Here is a 15,539-nt window from a genome sequence, read left to right on the forward strand (position 1 = left end):
AGACTTTCAGCCTGTCCGGCGTTTGAGGACGAGCGCGAAGCGCGATACGGGGGGTCTGGGGGCGGAGCCCCCAGGGACGATGGGGGTCCCCCCGCTCGAGCGAAGCCGAGAGTGGGGGAGGGTAGGGGCGGAGGGGGCGAAATCCCACCCCCACCGCCCCCGGCGAGCAACGTCACCCCCGCCAGGGCAACTCCGCCGTAACCCGGGTGGGCCCGGCCACGGGCGAATCCACCACCAGGACCCCGTCCACCGCATCGAGCCGCTCCGCGAGCCCCGCCAGCCCCGACCCCGAGGAGACATCGGCCCCACCCACCCCGTTGTCGGCCACCTGGATCATCAGCCGGTTCTCCACCCGCCACACATCCACCGTGGCCCGCGTCGCCCGGGAGTGCTTACTGATGTTCTGCAGCAGCTCGGAAACGGTGAAGTACGCGATCCCCTCGATCGCGGGCGCGGGCCGCGCCGACAGATCCACCTCCACCTGCACCGGCACGGTGCACCGCGAGGCCACCGCGGACAGCGCCGCGTCCAGACCGCGGTCGGTCAGCACGGCCGGATGAATCCCCCGGGCCAGATCCCGCAGCTCCTGCAACGCCGTCTTCACCTCGCCGTGCGCCTCGTCCACCATCCGCGCCGCGGCCTCGGGATCCTCCGTCAGCTTCTCCTTGGCCAGCCCCAGATCCATCGCCAGGGTGACCAGCCGGGCCTGCGCCCCGTCGTGCAGATCGCGCTCGATGCGGCGCAGATCGGCGGCCGCCGTGTCGACCACGACCCCGCGGTCGGACTCCAGCTCGACCACGCGCGTCGCCAGCCGCGACGGCCCGAGCAGCCCGTGCACCATCAGCCGGTCGACGCTGGTCAGCGCCCGTACGATCCAGGGCGTCGCCATCGTGAAGAGCAGCCCCACCAGCGCGGTCACGGTCACCTCGAACGGGTTGTCGAGGTAGATGGAGTGCGTTCCGTCGCCGTACAGCTGAAGGCCGCCCTGACCCCCGTACATGGGGAAGAGCCAGAACCACAGCGGATACGTCAGCAGCGCCCATCCGTACGACCAGAAGCTCAGCGCGACGACGAAGGAGAACACCGACCAGGGGAACTGGATCACCGTGTACAGCAGATGCCGCCACGAGGTGCCGCTCTTGAGCACCGCGCCCATCCACGCCATCGCCCCGTGCTTCTTCATCCGCAGCGGCTCCGGCTCGGACACCTCGACTCCGAGCAGCCCGCGTGCCCGCGCCCGTTCCACCGTGCCGAACCCGCGGCAGCCGGCCAGCGTGGCGGCGAGCACCGGTACGCCAAGGAAGGTGATCAGCAGGCCGGCGCCGAGCGAGAACATCGTGACGGCGAACGTGAACATGATGATCCCGAGCGGCAGGCTCAGCATCACATAGCCGAACTCACGCCAGCTGCGGGCCTCGATCGGCGCCCGCAGCGGGGCCGGGAGACGATGCCGACGGTTCTCGGCATCCGCTCCGCGAACTCCGGGCCGCTGCCCGTACCCCTGTCCGTACTCCGTGGCCATCGGTGTCATCCGTTCTCTCGTCCTGCCCGCCGGCTCGTACCTCCACCCTGCTGTCCGCGGCACCCGCCGACCATGGAGCGGGTCGGCGTCTTGGAGCGGGGGTTTTCCCTACCCAGCGGGGGCGGGAACGTCAGTCGGCGCCGGCCCTTGGGAGGGCCGGCGCCGACACGGCTACGGCCGACCGGGACACCGCACGGGCGCCGTCGTGGCTACAGCAACCGAGGCCACCGCTACCGCGCGCGACACAGAGTCTGGGGCGGAGCCTCCAGATACGGGGCGGAGGGGCGAGAGCCCACTTCCACGGGCCCCGGCGAGCCCCGCCACCGATCGCGCGCCGCGGCTACGCCGACCAAGCCCACCGCGTCCAGGCCCACCGCTCCCTGGCAAGTTACGTCCCGCGGGTCCCCGTCGCGGCGGCTCAGTCGTGATGCCGGTTGGATGCTTCGGCGCGGTTACCACCATGGCGATCCCTACCGGGCAAGTTCATTCCCTCGCTTCCGTCGCGGCGGCTCCGCCGTGATGCCGGTTGGATGCTTCGGCGCGGTTACCACCGTCGCGAGCCCTACCGGGCAACCTCATTCCCTCGCTCCCGCCAAGGCAGCTCCGCCGTGATGACGGTCGGGCCGCCCACCGGTGACTCGATGACAAACAGTCCGTCGACCGCGCCGAGCCGGTCCGTGAGCCCCGCGAGCCCCGTGCCGCCGTCCAGGCCGGCCCCGCCGTGCCCGTCGTCCCACACCTGGATCAGCAGCCGCTCGTCCCTCCGCCACACATCGATGGACGCGGACCTCGCCCCGCTGTGCTTGCTCACGTTCTGCAGCAGCTCGGAGACGGTGAAGTACGCGATGCCCTCGATGGCGGCGGCCGGCCTCGTCTCCAGCGCCGCCGTCACCTTCACCGGCACGGTGCAGCGCGAGGCGACCGCGGACAGGGCGGCGTCCAGACCCCGGTCGGTGAGGACCGCCGGGTGGATGCCGCGGGCCAGATCGCGCAGCTCCTGCAACGCGAGCTTCACCTCGCCGTGTGCCTCGTCGACCATGGCCGCCGCCGCGTCGGGATCCTCCAGGAGCTTCTCCTTGGCCAGCCCGAGCCCCATCGCGAGATTGACCAGCCGGGCCTGCGCCCCGTCGTGCAGATCGCGCTCGATGCGGCGCAGATCCGCGGCGGCCGTGTCGACGACCACCCCCCGGTCGGACTCCAGTTCGGCGATACGCCGCTCCAGCTCGTCCGAGGGCGACAGCAGCCCGCGCACCAGGGCACGGTCCACGTTCGTCAACCCTCGCGCGATGAACGGCAGCACCGGCCACAGCACGAACAGCGAGGTGAGCGTGACGGTGAAGGTGACGACGGCCCACGGCAGCCGTATGAAGTCGTACAGCACCGTCCGCCACCCCACCGGATCCTTCAGGCTCGACCACAGCCAGCCGAAGAAGCTGGTCCGTCGCACCGGCAGCGGGCTCGGCTCGTCGATCCGCAGCCCGAGCAGCGCCCGCGCCCGCGCCCGTTCCGCCTTGCCCAGCTGACGCGCGCCGCGCAGCCCGCCCGCGAGCAGCGGCAGCCCGACGACCGTCACGGCGAGCCCCGCTCCCGTGGACAGCAGCGTCGTGACGAACACGAAGCCGACGATCGCGACCGGCAGATTGATCAGGAGATGCGCGATCTCCTTCCAGGTCTGGGGGTCGTAGGCGAGGCGAGCGGGAGGCAGGCGGTCGCTTTCGGCCGTTCCGTCGGAGGTACCGGCGGACGTACCGGCGGACGTTCTGTCTGCCGTACCGGCGTACGTCCCGTCCGGCGGGCCGGTGAGCGTGAAGCGTTCGGTCATATCCGCAAGCGTGCCCGGCGGCGCGCCGCCGCGCCATGAGGCAGACCTCCGGGATCCACTGGGGAAATCCCCACCCCTCGAGAAGTGGCCGGGACGAGGTCGCGCGAGGCAGCCTGGACGTGTCCGCGATGGTTCACGCGTGACGGGCTGCTTACCGTCTCTTTAGCAGGCCCTAGACTCCCGTCCGTACAGATCGTCGAACACGGCGCATCACAGCGTGCGCACGCGGCGCACGCCGAGGCGCCACGAGGTCAGGGAGTGAGGGCTGACGTGCCGGAACCGACCGTTGTCACGGCGACCGGAGCCGTCGTCGCGGCGGACTACTTCCAGTCCTACTCTGTCGTCGGACTGCTCGCCGTCGTGGGCGTGCTGTTCGTCGCCGTCGCCTTCGGGGCGGGACGCCTGCTGCGGCCCGTGGTCCCCACCCCCGAGAAACTCCTGACGTACGAGTGCGGCGTCGACCCCGTCGGCGAGGGCTGGGCCCACACCCAGGTCCGTTATTACGTCTACGCCTTCCTCTACGTGATCTTCGCCGTCGACTCGATCTTCCTCTTCCCCTGGGCGACGGTCTTCGCCGCGCCCGGCTACGGTGCCGCGACGCTCGTGGAGATGTTCATCTTCCTCGGCTTCCTCGCCGTCGGCCTGCTGTACGCATACAAGAAGGGCGTCCTGACATGGACGTGACCCCCTCGGAGCCCGAGTCCGTAACTCTGCCGGAGCCTGTCCTTCTGCCGGAGCCGAAGCGGCTGGGCGCCCTCTCGCGCCTGGCCCCCGAGCCGATGAAGGTGGTCCTGAACTGGGGCCGGCGCTACTCGCTCTGGGTCTTCAACTTCGGCCTCGCCTGCTGCGCGATCGAGTTCATCGCCGCGTCCATGGCCCGCCACGACTTCATCCGCCTCGGCGTGATCCCCTTCGCGCCGGGCCCCCGCCAGGCCGATCTGATGGTGGTCTCGGGCACGGTCACCGACAAGATGGCACCGGCCGTCAAACGCCTGTACGAGCAGATGCCCGAGCCCAAGTACGTCATCTCCTTCGGCGCCTGCTCCAACTGCGGCGGCCCCTACTGGGACTCGTACTCCGTCACCAAGGGCGTCGACCAGATCATCCCGGTGGACGTCTATGTCCCCGGATGCCCGCCCCGCCCGGAGGCGCTGCTCCAAGGCATCCTCAAGCTCCAGGAGAAGATCGCGAAGGAGTCGCTGGGGGAGCGCTACGGGACCGGGACGGCGCGTCCGTCGGCGGCCGCGCTCCAGAGCGGGCTGGTGCAGCCGCCGGCCCACGGGGAGGCCCGATGACCGTCGGCTGGCTCCCCGCCCCCGTCGAGGAACTCTTCGGCCCGGAGGCCACGGCCGAGGCCTCGTACGAGGTCCTGACCGTGGACGTACCGCCCGCATCCTGGACCGCGGCCCTGGACGCGGCCCGGTCGACGCTGGGCTGCGCCTACTTCGACTGGCTGAGCGCCGTCGACGAACCCGGCACCGGCATCCGCGTCCTGGCCCACGTCGTGGCCCTGTCCCCGGTACGCCGCCTCCTCGTCCGTACGACCGTCCCGCACTCCGCCCCCGTCCTGCCCTCCGCCGTCTCCGTGTACGCGGGCGCCGCCTGGCACGAGCGCGAGACCCACGAGATGTTCGGCGTGACCTTCGAGGGTCACCCGGGGCTGGACCCCCTGCTCCTCCCAGAGGGCTTCGAAGGCCACCCTCTCCGCAAGGACTTCGTCCTCGCCGCCCGCGTCGCCAAGGCCTGGCCCGGCGCGAAGGAGCCCGGCGAATCCGAACACGGCGGACCGAAGCGCCGCCAGATGCTCCCGCCCGGCGTCCCCGATCCCAACGAGTGGGGCCCCCTCAAGGGCCAGCTCCCCGCGGCCCCCGCCCGTCCGGCCCGCGGCGCCGCCCGCGCGGCCGGTGACCGCCCTGTCCGCAGGGCCCGCACGGCGGGGGAGGGCTCAGCGAGCCAGGCTCCGGGCGGCAGAGGAGTGGGGGCGGGCGCCGTCTCCGACACCCCTGCCGGTGCTCCTGCCAGCAGTCCTGCGGGTACTCCTTCCGGCAGTCCTTCCGGCAGTCCTGCGGGTGCTCCTGCCGGCAGTCCTTCCGGCAGCCAGGCGGGAGCTCCTGCCGGTACGGAGGCCCCGGCGCCGCCGCGCCGCGCGCGCAGCGCGAGCCAGGGTTCGGCGACACAGCGGGCGGAAGGCACCGCGCCCACCGGTGCGGAGGGCACCGCGCCCACCGCTCCCGCCGAGCCGACGGCTCCCGCCGCACCCAGCACCCCCGCCGAGCCGACGGCTCCCGCCGCACCGGCAAGGCCCGCCGCCCCGCGCAGCTCGGATGCTCCGTGGCACCACGCCCGTCCTGCTTTTGACGAGCCGGGAACGGAGCCGGGGCCGGGGCCAAAGTCGGAAGCCGAGCCGGCGCCACGCGTTGAGGCCGCCTCTGAGCCTGCGGTCACCCCGGAGGCCGGGACCGCCTCAGCACCCGAGGCCGCCCCGAAGCCCGGGGACGCCCCGAAGCCCGAGGACGTCCCGAAGCGCGAAGCCGCCCCGAAGCGCGAAGCCGGTGCGAAACCCCCGGCCGCAACCGACCCCGACCGGGACGTCGACGACAACCCCGACGTCGACGACACCCCGGAAGCAGACGACACTCCGGACGCCGACGACACTCTGGACGCCGGCCCCACCCCTGCTCCCAAGCCCAGCCACGACGACTCCCGCGGAGGCACGCAGTGAACGACGCTCTCGACGTCGCCCTGCGACTCCTCGTCGTCTTCGTCGTATTCCTGACGTTCCCCCTGATCGTCGGTCAGACCGAGCACAAGGTGATGGCCCACATGCAGGGCCGCCTCGGCCCGATGTACGCGGGCGGATTCCACGGCTGGGCCCAACTCGTCGCGGACGGCGTGAAGTTCGCACAGAAGGAAGACGTCGTACCGGCGGGCGCGGACCGCCGTATCTTCCAACTCGCTCCCGCCGTCGCCCTCCTCCCGTACCTCCTGATCCTGCTCGCCATCCCCATCGGCCCGGGCGAGGGCGCGGTCGGCGAGGTCGTCGACGCGGGCATCTTCTTCGTCCTCGCCGTGATGGGCGTGGGCGTCCTCGGCTCACTCATGGCGGGCTGGGCCTCGGCCAACAAGTACTCCCTCCTCGGCGGCCTGCGCACCGCCGCCCAGCTCCTCGCGTACGAACTCCCGATGCTGCTGACCGCCGCCTCGGTGGCCATGGCAGCCGGCACGGTCTCCCTCCCCGGCATCGTCGACGCCTTCCAATGGTGGTGGCTGCCCTGGCAGATCGTCGGCGCGATCGTCTTCTTCGTCGCCGGCCTCGCCGAACTCCAGCGCCCGCCCTTCGACATGCCCGTCGCCGACTCGGAGATCATCTTCGGCGCCTACACCGAGTACACGGGCCTGCGTTTCGCACTCTTCCTCCTCGCCGAGTACGCCGGAATCGTCGTCCTGTGCGGCCTGACCACCGTCCTCTTCCTGGGCGGCTGGCACGGCCCCTGGGGCGCGGACGGCCTCGGCTGGGTCTGGACCCTGCTGAAGACCGCGCTCCTCGCCTTCGTCGTCATCTGGCTGCGCGTCACCTACCCCCGCCTGCGCGAGGACCAGCTCCAGAAATTCTCCTGGACCCTCCTCGTCCCCCTCTCCCTCGCCCAGATCGCCCTCACCGGCATCGTCAAGGTGGTGATCTCCTAATGGCCCCCATTCCCGGCTCCGGCCTCGCCAAGGGCCTGGCCGTCACCCTTCGCACGATGACGAAGAAGACCGTCACCGCGCAGTACCCGGACGCCCAGCCCGAACTCCCGCCCCGTACCCGCGGCGTCATCGGCCTGTTCGAGGAAAACTGCACGGTCTGCATGCTGTGCGCCCGCGAGTGCCCGGACTGGTGCATCTACATCGACTCCCACAAGGAGACGGTCCCGCCCGCCGCCCCCGGGGGCCGCGAGCGCAGCCGCAACGTCCTCGACCGCTTCGCCATCGACTTCTCCCTGTGCATGTACTGCGGTATCTGCATCGAGGTGTGTCCTTTCGACGCGCTGTTCTGGTCCCCGGAGTTCGAGTACGCGGAGACCGACATCCACGAACTCACCCACGAGCGCGACAAGCTCCGCGAGTGGATGTGGACCGTCCCGGCCCCGCCGGCCCTCGACCCCGGCGCCGAGGAACCGAAGGAGATCGCCGCCGCCCGCAAGACCGCCGAGAAACTCGCCACCGAGCAAGCCGCCCAGGCCTCCCAGCCTGCCCCCTCGGATCCCGCCCAGCCTGCCCCGTCCGCTCCTGCCCAGCCTGGCCCCGCGACATCCACCCAGGCCGAGCCCTCGGCTCCCACCCAGGGCAAGACCCCGACCGCTGCCGAAACCGAGCCCCCGACTCCCGCCCAGGCCGAGCCCCCGACCGCTGCCGAAACCGAGCCCCCGGCTCCCGCCCAGGCCGAGCTCCCGGATCCCGCCCAGACCGAACCCCCGGCCCCCGGCACCTCCGACTCCTCCGACTCCTCCGACACCCCGAAGGGAGAGTCGTGATCCTCGCCGCACACGTCGCCACCGCCGCCGCGTCCCACGGTTTCCTCTCCCCGACCGGTGTCGAGATCGCCTTCCTCCTGGTCGGCCTGGCCACCTTCGGCGCCGCGATCGTCACCGTCACCACCAAACAGCTGGTGCACGCCGCCCTGTGGCTGGTAGTGACCCTCGGTGGTCTCGCCGTCGAATACCTCCTGCTCACCGCCGAGTTCATCGCCTGGGTGCAGGTCCTCATCTACGTCGGTTCCGTCGTCGTCCTCCTTCTGTTCGGTCTGATGCTCACGAAGGCCCCCATCGGCCGCTCCCCGGACGCCGACTCAGGCAACCGCTGGGCCGCACTGACTGTGGCCGTCGCCGCGGCCGGCGCCTTGGTCTGGGTTGTGGTCGACGCCTTCCGCACGACGTGGGTCGACCTGGACGGCGCCGCCGCCGGTTCCACCGAGGTGACCGGAGCGAGCCTCTTCCAGAGCTGGGTCCTCCCCTTCGAAGCGCTCTCCGTCCTCCTCCTCGCGGCCCTCGTCGGCGCGATCGTCCTCTCCCGCAAGGCGAAGGCGGACGCGACGACCACCGGCGCGACGACCACCGGCCCGGGCGTCCCGAGCGACAAGGAAGGCACCCGCTGATGCACCTCGCCTATCCCGCCGTGCTCTCCGCCCTCCTGTTCTGCACGGGCCTGTACGGAGTCCTCGCGCGCCGCAACGCGATCCTGGTCCTGATGTCCGTCGAGCTGATGCTCAACGCCGTCAACCTGAACCTCGTCGCCTTCGACGTCTGGCTCTCGAAGACCGCCCGCGACACGCTGCATTCCGGGCAGGCACTGACCCTGTTCACCATCGCCATCGCCGCCGCCGAGATCGGCATCGGTCTGGCGATCGTCCTCGCCGTGTACCGAGGCCGCGGCACCTCGGACATCGACAAGCTCCGCGACACCGCCGAGGGCCCCGACAGCGGTGGCCCGGGAACCGACGGCTCCACTCCCACCGTGGCCGAGAAGGCTGAGGCCACCGCGTGACCACGACCACCCTCGCCGCCCTCGTCCCCGTCCTTCCATTCCTGGGCGCCGCGGCCGGACTCCTCCTCGGCCGCACGGCCCCCGGCTTCATCCGCCCCCTCGCCGTCCTCCCGCCCCTCACCTCGCTCGTCCTCGCCGTGCTCGTCGCCGTACGTCAGGGCGGCGGCCAGGCCATCGACGCCCACACCGAGCTGACGCCCACCGGCTCGGTCCCCATCGAACTCGCCCTGCACATCGACGGTTTCGCCGCACTCGTCGCCGTCCTGGTCGGCGTCGTCGCCTCCTGCGTGCAGATCTACTCGACGGGATACCTCCGCGACGACCCGCGCTACCCCTCGTACGCCGCCCTCGTCTCCCTCTTCACCTCCGCGATGCTGCTCGTCGTCTACTCCGGCGACCTGATCGTGCTCCTGGTCGGCTGGGAGATCATGGGCATCTGCTCGTACTTCCTGGTCGGCCACTACTGGGAGACCCCCGAGGCCCGCGCCGCCTCGATCAAGGCCTTCCTGGTCACCAAGCTCGGTGACGTCCCCTTCCTCATCGGCCTGTTCGCCCTGGCCACCGACGCCGGGTCCTTCCGTATCACCACGGTCCTCGGCACCGTCGCAAGCGGCGGACTGCACCACCCGACACTGGTCGCCCTGCTGCTCCTCGCCGGCGTCGCGGGCAAGTCGGCGCAGTTCCCGCTGCACACCTGGCTCCCCGACGCGATGGCGGGTCCCACCCCCGTCTCCGCGCTGATCCACGCCGCGACGATGGTCGCCGCCGGTGTCTACTTCGTCGCCCGGCTCCTCCCCGTCTTCCAGGCATCCTCGGCCGCGATGATCGTCCTCGCCGTCATGGCCGCCATCACCATGGCCGGTTCGGCGCTCGCCGCGCTCGCCCAGGACGACATCAAGCGCGTCCTCGCGTACTCGACGATCGGCCAGCTCGGCTACATGACCGGCGCCCTCGCCGTCGGCGACCGTGGTGCCGCCGTCTTCCACCTCCTGTCCCACGGCGCCTTCAAGGCGCTGCTGTTCCTCGCCGCCGGCGTGATCATCCACGCCTCCGGTACCAACTCGCTGGCCGTCATGTCCCGTATGAAGGACCTGCGGGACCGTGTCCCCGACGCCTACTGGACGATGACCGTGGCGCTGCTCGCGCTCGCCGCGATCCCGCCGTTCAGCGGCTTCTTCTCCAAGGAGGCCGTCCTCGGCGCCGCCGAGCACGTCGCCACCGGCCACACCGAGCACGCCCCCGGCGCCGCGGGCTGGATCGTCCTCGTCGCCGGCCTGATCACGGCCGTTCTCACCGCCGCGTACGCCACCCGACTGTGGCTGCTGGCCTTCCGCGGGCGGGGCGTGGAGGCTCCCGACCACGGCCGCCAGCCGCTCACCATGACCGTCGTGCTGTGGGTGCTCGCCCTCCCGTCACTCGCCTTCGGCCTCGCCTACGGACCGCTGCCCGACTGGTTCGACGGCCGCGATCTGACGCCGGTCCTCACCGCCTCCGTCCTCGGTACGGGGCTCGCCCTCGTCGGCGGACTCGTCACCTACGGCGCCTGGCGGCACACCACCGCGATGGCGGCCCGCGTCCCGCTGGGCGCGGTCGCGGCCCACCCGGAGGGCGACGCCGGACTGGTGGAGGCGGAGGCCATCGCCAGCCACGCGCCCGCGTTCGGAGACGTGGCCTACGCGCCCGACCCGGCGGATCCGGGCCGGCTGCTGCTCGGCCCGCTGCACCGCCACGCGGCCGTCGGTTTCCATCTCGACGCCGTGTACGCGGCGCTGTTCGTCCGCCCGGTCCAGGCCGGAGCCGCACTCGTCCGGTTCCTCGACCGCGAGGTCGTCGACACCTACGTACGCGGTGCGGGCGCCCTACCCCGCCTGCTCGGCGCTGCCGTACGGCGCGCCCAGACCGGCAATGTGCAGACCTATGTGAGCGCGCTGCTCGCTGGCACCGTCGTCCTGGTGGTCGCCGTCCTCCTCGTCGCCACGGGAGCGTGAGCAGGCGTGATCGATATCAGTGAATCCGTGATGCAGATCCTTCTGGCATTCATCGTCGTCGGCCCGCTCATCGGCGCCGCCGCGGCTCTCCTGCCGGCCCCGCCCGGGCTGAAGGGGAAGTCGCCCGAGCAGGCCGTGCTGCGGCACGGCGTGACCGTGACCGGCGTGGTGCTCATCGCCGCGATCGTCCTCGCGCTCGGCTTCGACCACGACCACCCGTCGAAGATGCAGGCCACGACGGACATCAGCTGGATCCCCGCACTCGACGTGCGGATCCACCTCGGCACCGACGGCATTTCCCTCCCCCTTCTGGTCCTGACCGCGCTGCTGACCTTCCTCTGCGCGCTGTACAGCTACTTCAAGATGCCCGCAGGTCCGACCCCGAAGGCCTTCGTCGCACTGCTGCTCGTCCTCGAGTCCGGCACCCTCGCGACCTTCGCCGTCCTCGATCTGCTGCTGTTCTTCCTCGCCTTCGAGATGGTGCTCATCCCGATGTACTTCCTCATCGCCCGGTGGGGCGGTGCACAACGCCAGGCCGCCGCCTGGAAGTTCATCCTCTACACACTGCTCGGTTCGGTCGTGATGCTGCTGGGCCTGCTCCTGATCGGAATCAAGTCCGGCACATTCGACATGGTGGCACTCGCCACTGACAACGGCCGGTCGCTGACCACATCCGTGCAGGTCATCGCGGTTTTGGCGATCGGAATCGGACTCGCGGTCAAGACGCCGATGTGGCCGCTGCACAGCTGGCTCCCGGACGCGCACACCGCCGCTCCCACCGTCGGCTCGGTCCTGCTGGCCGGCGTACTGCTGAAGATGGGTACATACGGATTCGTCCGCATTCTGCTGCCCATCGCACCGGACGGATTCCACACCTTCGCGCCCTACCTCGCCGCCTTCGCCGTGGTCGGGATCATCTACGGATCCCTGGCCTGCCTCGCCCTCGCCAAGCAGGGAGCGAAGGGCGATCTCAAGCGGCTCATCGCCTACTCGTCCGTCGGCCACATGGGCTTCGTGCTGCTCGGCATCTCGACAATGACCCAGACCGGCGTGAACGGCGCCCTGTTCGCCAACATCGCCCACGGCCTCATCACCGGCCTCCTGTTCTTCCTCGTCGGGGCCTTGAAGGACCGCACCGGCACGACCGACCTCGACACCCTCGCCGAGGAGACGGGTGCCGGCCTCTATGGCAAGGCCCCGCGCCTCGGCGGCCTGCTCGCGTTCGGCGCCGTCGCCTCGCTCGGGCTGCCGGGCCTCGCCGGCTTCTGGGGCGAAATGCTGGCGCTCTTCGGCGCGTTCAAGCCCGCCGACAACCTCAGCCGCCCCGCTTATCTGACGTTCATGGCGATCGCCGCCTTCGGCACACTGCTCACCGCCGCGTACATGCTCATTGTCGTCCGCCGCGTCTGCATGGGCGCCACCCCGCAGCAGGGCACCCCGAAGCTCGCCGACGTCCAGAGCTACGAGTTCGCGGCCTGGACACCGCTCGTCGCCCTCACTGTGGTCGCCGGCCTGTGGCCCAAGGCCCTCCTCGGCCTGACCGACCCGGCCGTCCAGCAGCTGCTCGCAGGAGGCAACCGATGAACTCCCTGGTCCAGTCCGTCGACTGGCTCGCCATCGCGCCGCCCACCCTCGCCGCGGTCGTCGGACTCGTCGTGCTCGTCGCCGACCTCTTCCTGGCCGACGCCAAGAAGGCAGTGCTGGGCTGGGTGTCGGTGGCCGGCCTCGCCGCGTCCGCGCTGACGCTGCTGCCCATCCTGGACGGCGACCGCGCCACGTTCTGCCTGACCGGCGACGCGCACGCCTGCAGCTACACGGCGGACCGCTTCACCCTCGTCATCCAGTTCCTGGTCCTCGGCGGCGCGCTCCTGGCGGCCCTGCTGTCGGTCACCGCCCTGAAGGACGCCAACAGGGCACTCCCCGAAGGGGAGTTCTGGTTCCTGCTGCTCTCCTCGGCGGCGGGCGCCGCCCTGCTGCCCGCGTCACGCGACCTGGCGACCCTCATCGTCGCCCTGGAAGTCGCCTCGCTGCCCGCCTTCGCGCTCGTCGGCATCAAACGCGGCGACAAGAAGTCCTCCGAGGCGGCCCTGAAGTTCTTCCTGTCCTCCGTCACCGCGACCGCCGTGAGCCTCATGGGCGTCAGCTTCGTCTACGCGACGACCGGCACCCTCTACCTCACCCAGATCGCGGACAAGATCCAGCACGTCGACGGACAGTTCCACACACTCGCTCAGACGGGCGTTGTCCTCACCCTCGTCGGCTTCGCCTTCAAAACGGCCGCCGTCCCCTTCCACTTCTGGGTGCCCGACACCTACGTAGGGGCGCCTTTGCCGATCGCCGCCTACTTGTCGGTCGTAGGCAAAGCGGTGGGGTTCTCCGGCCTGATCCTCGTCACCGTCATCGCCTTCCCGTCGTACGCCGACGTCTGGGGCCCGGCACTCGCCGCGCTGGCCGCCCTCACCATGACGGTCGGCAACGTCGGCGCCCTGCGACAGCAGGCCACGCGCGCGTACAGCGCGGTACGGCTGCTCGCCTGGTCCTCCGTCGGCCAGGCCGGCTACCTCCTGGTACCGATCGCGTCCGCCGCCTACTCCAAGGACGCCGAGAAGGCCATTGGCTCCACCGTCGCGTACGCCCTCATGTACGCCGCCGTGAACCTGGGCGCCTTCGCGGTGGCCGCGCTCGTGGCCCGTACGAGCCCGCTGAACCGCATCAGCGACTACCGGGGCCTCTACGCCGCCAGCCCCCTGACCGCGCTGCTCCTCGGCTTCTTCCTGCTGTGCCTCGCGGGCCTGCCGCCGGGCATCATCGGCCTCTTCGCCAAAGTCACCGTGTTCTCGGCGGCCGTCGACGCGGGGCTCGGCTGGCTGGCCGTGGTCATGGCCGTCAACGTCGTGATCGCGCTCTTCTACTACCTCCAGTGGACGACACTGTTGTTCCGCGCCCCCGAGGGCGAGCCCGCGAAGCACCGCGTACCGGCCCCGCTCACGGCGGCGATCGCCCTGACGGGCGTATTGGGCATCGCCCTTTCCGGGGCACCCCAGCTGGTCCTGCGTTTCTCGGCGACCGGCTTGTTCTGACATCGGTAGGGCACGCGCGCGTGGCCTCCGTCTGGTACGCGCGGGTGCGATCCGCTGGGTACGCGCGCGTGCCATCCGCTGAGTACGCGCGCGTGGCCGTCGTCCGCCGTCACCCGGATGGCCCACCCGCGCCGGTGTGCGCACAAGGGAACTAGTGCTCCCCGTCTGGCGTTGACCAGTACGGGAGGGTCCACTGAAGAGTGGAAGCCAGCACATCAGCAAGCAAAGGGTTCCCCTGCCGCACCACTTGGAGGGCGTACCGTGCACCGCCGGCACAACGGGCTCAGGACCGCCGTACTCCTCGGGGGACTGTCCGCACTCATCATCGTCATCGGCAGCTTCTTCGGGCGTACGGGACTCGTCGTCGCACTGTTCATCGCGATCGGGACGAACGCGTACGCGTACTGGAACAGCGACAAGCTGGCGCTACGCGCGATGCGCGCCCGCCCGGTGAGCGAATTCGAGGCCCCGGCCCTGTACCGCATGGTCCGTGAGCTCTCCACCCAGGCCCGCCAGCCCATGCCACGCCTGTACATCTCACCGACGGAGGCGCCCAACGCGTTCGCGACGGGCCGCAACCCGCGCAACGCCGCCGTGTGCTGCACCGACGGCATCCTGCGCCTCCTGAACGAGCGCGAGCTGCGCGGCGTCATCGGACACGAGCTCAGCCACGTCTACAACCGCGACATCCTGATCTCGTCGGTCGCCGGCGCCCTCGCCTCAGTGATCATGTTCCTGGTCAACTTCGCCTGGCTGATCCCGGTCGGCCGCTCGAACGACGACGACGGTCCCGGCATCCTCGGCATGCTGCTGATCATCATCCTGGGCCCACTCGCCGCCTCCCTCATCCGACTCGCCATCAGCCGCTCGAGGGAGTACGAGGCGGACGCGTCCGGCGCCCAGCTCACCGGCGACCCCCTGGCCCTCGCGAGCGCGCTGCGCAAGCTCGACGCGGGCACCAAGCAGCTGCCGCTGCCTCCGGAGCCGCGCATCGAGACCGCAAGCCACATGATGATCGCGAACCCCTTCCGCCCGGGACAGGGAATGTCGAAGATGTTCTCTACGCATCCGCCGATGGCGGAGCGCATCGCCCGGCTCGAGCAGATGGCAGGTCGCCACCAGTGAAGACAATCCTGAACGTCATTTGGCTCGTTCTGAGCGGCTTCTGGCTGTTCCTCGGATACCTCGCCGCGGGTGTGCTGCTGTGCATCACGATCATCGGCATCCCGTTCGGCATCGCCGCGTTCCGTATCGGCGTCTACGCCCTGTGGCCGTTCGGCTATACGACGGTGGAGCGCCGAGACGCGGGCGCGCCGTCCTGTGTCGGCAACGTCCTGTGGTTGATCCTCGCGGGCTGGTGGCTCGCCCTCGCCCACATCGTCACGGGCATCGCCCTGTGCATCACGATCATCGGCATCCCGTTCGGCGTGGCCAACTTCAAGCTCATCCCGGTCTCGCTGCTTCCCCTGGGACGCGAAATCGTGCGCACGGACCAGCCGTTCGCGACGCGCTAGCGGGGCCACGGGGGTGGGGGCCCACGGGGGGTGGAGCCACCGACGTATCGATGCGTGCGCGCCTGAGGGCGAGCCGAGCACCGCCGTCGC

The 15,539-nt window shown here is 70.7% G+C and carries 14 protein-coding genes; 12 read left to right on the plus strand and 2 right to left on the minus strand.

The window, feature by feature from the left end; genetic code table 11:
* Positions 1 to 172 precede the first annotated feature (172 nt).
* Entirely contained in the window at positions 173 to 1,522 is a 1,350-nt protein-coding gene (locus tag AB0D27_RS22790; RefSeq protein WP_362511654.1) for a sensor domain-containing protein, read from the minus strand.
* A 562-nt stretch (positions 1,523 to 2,084) separates the two neighbouring features.
* Positions 2,085 to 3,344: a sensor domain-containing protein gene (locus tag AB0D27_RS22795; protein ID WP_362511657.1), complete on the minus strand. Its 1,260-nt coding sequence runs from the start codon at positions 3,342 to 3,344 to the stop codon at positions 2,085 to 2,087.
* A 270-nt stretch (positions 3,345 to 3,614) separates the two neighbouring features.
* Between AB0D27_RS22795 and AB0D27_RS22800 the strand changes: the two genes are divergently transcribed.
* The 12 genes from AB0D27_RS22800 (at position 3,615) to AB0D27_RS22855 (ending at position 15,449) form a co-directional block, all read left to right on the plus strand.
* Positions 3,615 to 4,028, plus strand: coding sequence for an NADH-quinone oxidoreductase subunit A (locus AB0D27_RS22800; RefSeq protein ID WP_095936005.1), 414 nt, complete (start codon positions 3,615 to 3,617; stop codon positions 4,026 to 4,028).
* Entirely contained in the window at positions 4,019 to 4,639 is a 621-nt protein-coding gene (locus tag AB0D27_RS22805; protein WP_362511660.1) for an NADH-quinone oxidoreductase subunit B family protein, read from the plus strand. The genes AB0D27_RS22800 and AB0D27_RS22805 overlap by 10 nt, the downstream gene beginning before the upstream one ends.
* A complete protein-coding gene (locus tag AB0D27_RS22810) occupies positions 4,636 to 6,066 on the plus strand; it encodes an NADH-quinone oxidoreductase subunit C (RefSeq protein WP_362511663.1) in 1,431 nt (476 codons plus the stop codon). Before AB0D27_RS22805 ends, AB0D27_RS22810 begins: the two co-directional genes overlap by 4 nt.
* Positions 6,063 to 7,031: a complex I subunit 1 family protein gene (locus AB0D27_RS22815; protein ID WP_362511666.1), complete on the plus strand. Its 969-nt coding sequence runs from the start codon at positions 6,063 to 6,065 to the stop codon at positions 7,029 to 7,031. Before AB0D27_RS22810 ends, AB0D27_RS22815 begins: the two co-directional genes overlap by 4 nt.
* Positions 7,031 to 7,858 (plus strand): 4Fe-4S binding protein, encoded by an 828-nt coding sequence (locus AB0D27_RS22820; protein ID WP_362511668.1) that lies wholly within the window; start codon positions 7,031 to 7,033, stop codon positions 7,856 to 7,858. Before AB0D27_RS22815 ends, AB0D27_RS22820 begins: the two co-directional genes overlap by 1 nt.
* Positions 7,855 to 8,478, plus strand: coding sequence for an NADH-quinone oxidoreductase subunit J (locus tag AB0D27_RS22825; RefSeq protein ID WP_362511671.1), 624 nt, complete (start codon positions 7,855 to 7,857; stop codon positions 8,476 to 8,478). Before AB0D27_RS22820 ends, AB0D27_RS22825 begins: the two co-directional genes overlap by 4 nt.
* A complete protein-coding gene (gene nuoK, locus AB0D27_RS22830; RefSeq protein WP_362511674.1) occupies positions 8,478 to 8,867 on the plus strand; it encodes an NADH-quinone oxidoreductase subunit NuoK in 390 nt (129 codons plus the stop codon). The genes AB0D27_RS22825 and nuoK overlap by 1 nt, the downstream gene beginning before the upstream one ends.
* Complete coding sequence (locus tag AB0D27_RS22835; RefSeq protein ID WP_362511677.1) at positions 8,864 to 10,855, plus strand: NADH-quinone oxidoreductase subunit L; 1,992 nt, start codon at positions 8,864 to 8,866, stop codon at positions 10,853 to 10,855. Before nuoK ends, AB0D27_RS22835 begins: the two co-directional genes overlap by 4 nt.
* Positions 10,856 to 10,861: 6 nt before the next feature.
* Entirely contained in the window at positions 10,862 to 12,439 is a 1,578-nt protein-coding gene (locus AB0D27_RS22840; RefSeq protein ID WP_362511679.1) for an NADH-quinone oxidoreductase subunit M, read from the plus strand.
* Complete coding sequence (locus tag AB0D27_RS22845; RefSeq protein WP_362511681.1) at positions 12,436 to 13,935, plus strand: NADH-quinone oxidoreductase subunit N; 1,500 nt, start codon at positions 12,436 to 12,438, stop codon at positions 13,933 to 13,935. Before AB0D27_RS22840 ends, AB0D27_RS22845 begins: the two co-directional genes overlap by 4 nt.
* Positions 13,936 to 14,196: 261 nt before the next feature.
* Entirely contained in the window at positions 14,197 to 15,060 is an 864-nt protein-coding gene (htpX, locus tag AB0D27_RS22850; RefSeq protein WP_362511683.1) for a zinc metalloprotease HtpX, read from the plus strand.
* Entirely contained in the window at positions 15,057 to 15,449 is a 393-nt protein-coding gene (locus tag AB0D27_RS22855) for a YccF domain-containing protein (protein ID WP_362511685.1), read from the plus strand. The genes htpX and AB0D27_RS22855 overlap by 4 nt, the downstream gene beginning before the upstream one ends.
* Positions 15,450 to 15,539: the final 90 nt, after the last annotated feature.

The sequence above is a fragment of the Streptomyces sp. NPDC048415 genome (assembly GCF_040651675.1).
In the GTDB taxonomy this organism is placed as follows: Bacteria; Actinomycetota; Actinomycetes; order Streptomycetales; family Streptomycetaceae; genus Streptomyces.

What these genes read in the sequence shown, in the direction of transcription:
- nuoK (WP_362511674.1), top strand. Translation starts at nt 8,478, where the DNA reads ATGCACCTCGCCTATCCCGCCGTGCTCTCCGCCCTCCTGTTCTGCACG.
- AB0D27_RS22805 (WP_362511660.1), top strand. Translation starts at nt 4,019, where the DNA reads ATGGACGTGACCCCCTCGGAGCCCGAGTCCGTAACTCTGCCGGAGCCT.
- AB0D27_RS22790 (WP_362511654.1), bottom strand. Translation starts at nt 1,522, where the DNA reads ATGGCCACGGAGTACGGACAGGGGTACGGGCAGCGGCCCGGAGTTCGC.
- AB0D27_RS22820 (WP_362511668.1), top strand. Translation starts at nt 7,031, where the DNA reads ATGGCCCCCATTCCCGGCTCCGGCCTCGCCAAGGGCCTGGCCGTCACC.
- AB0D27_RS22845 (WP_362511681.1), top strand. Translation starts at nt 12,436, where the DNA reads ATGAACTCCCTGGTCCAGTCCGTCGACTGGCTCGCCATCGCGCCGCCC.
- AB0D27_RS22810 (WP_362511663.1), top strand. Translation starts at nt 4,636, where the DNA reads ATGACCGTCGGCTGGCTCCCCGCCCCCGTCGAGGAACTCTTCGGCCCG.
- AB0D27_RS22795 (WP_362511657.1), bottom strand. Translation starts at nt 3,344, where the DNA reads ATGACCGAACGCTTCACGCTCACCGGCCCGCCGGACGGGACGTACGCC.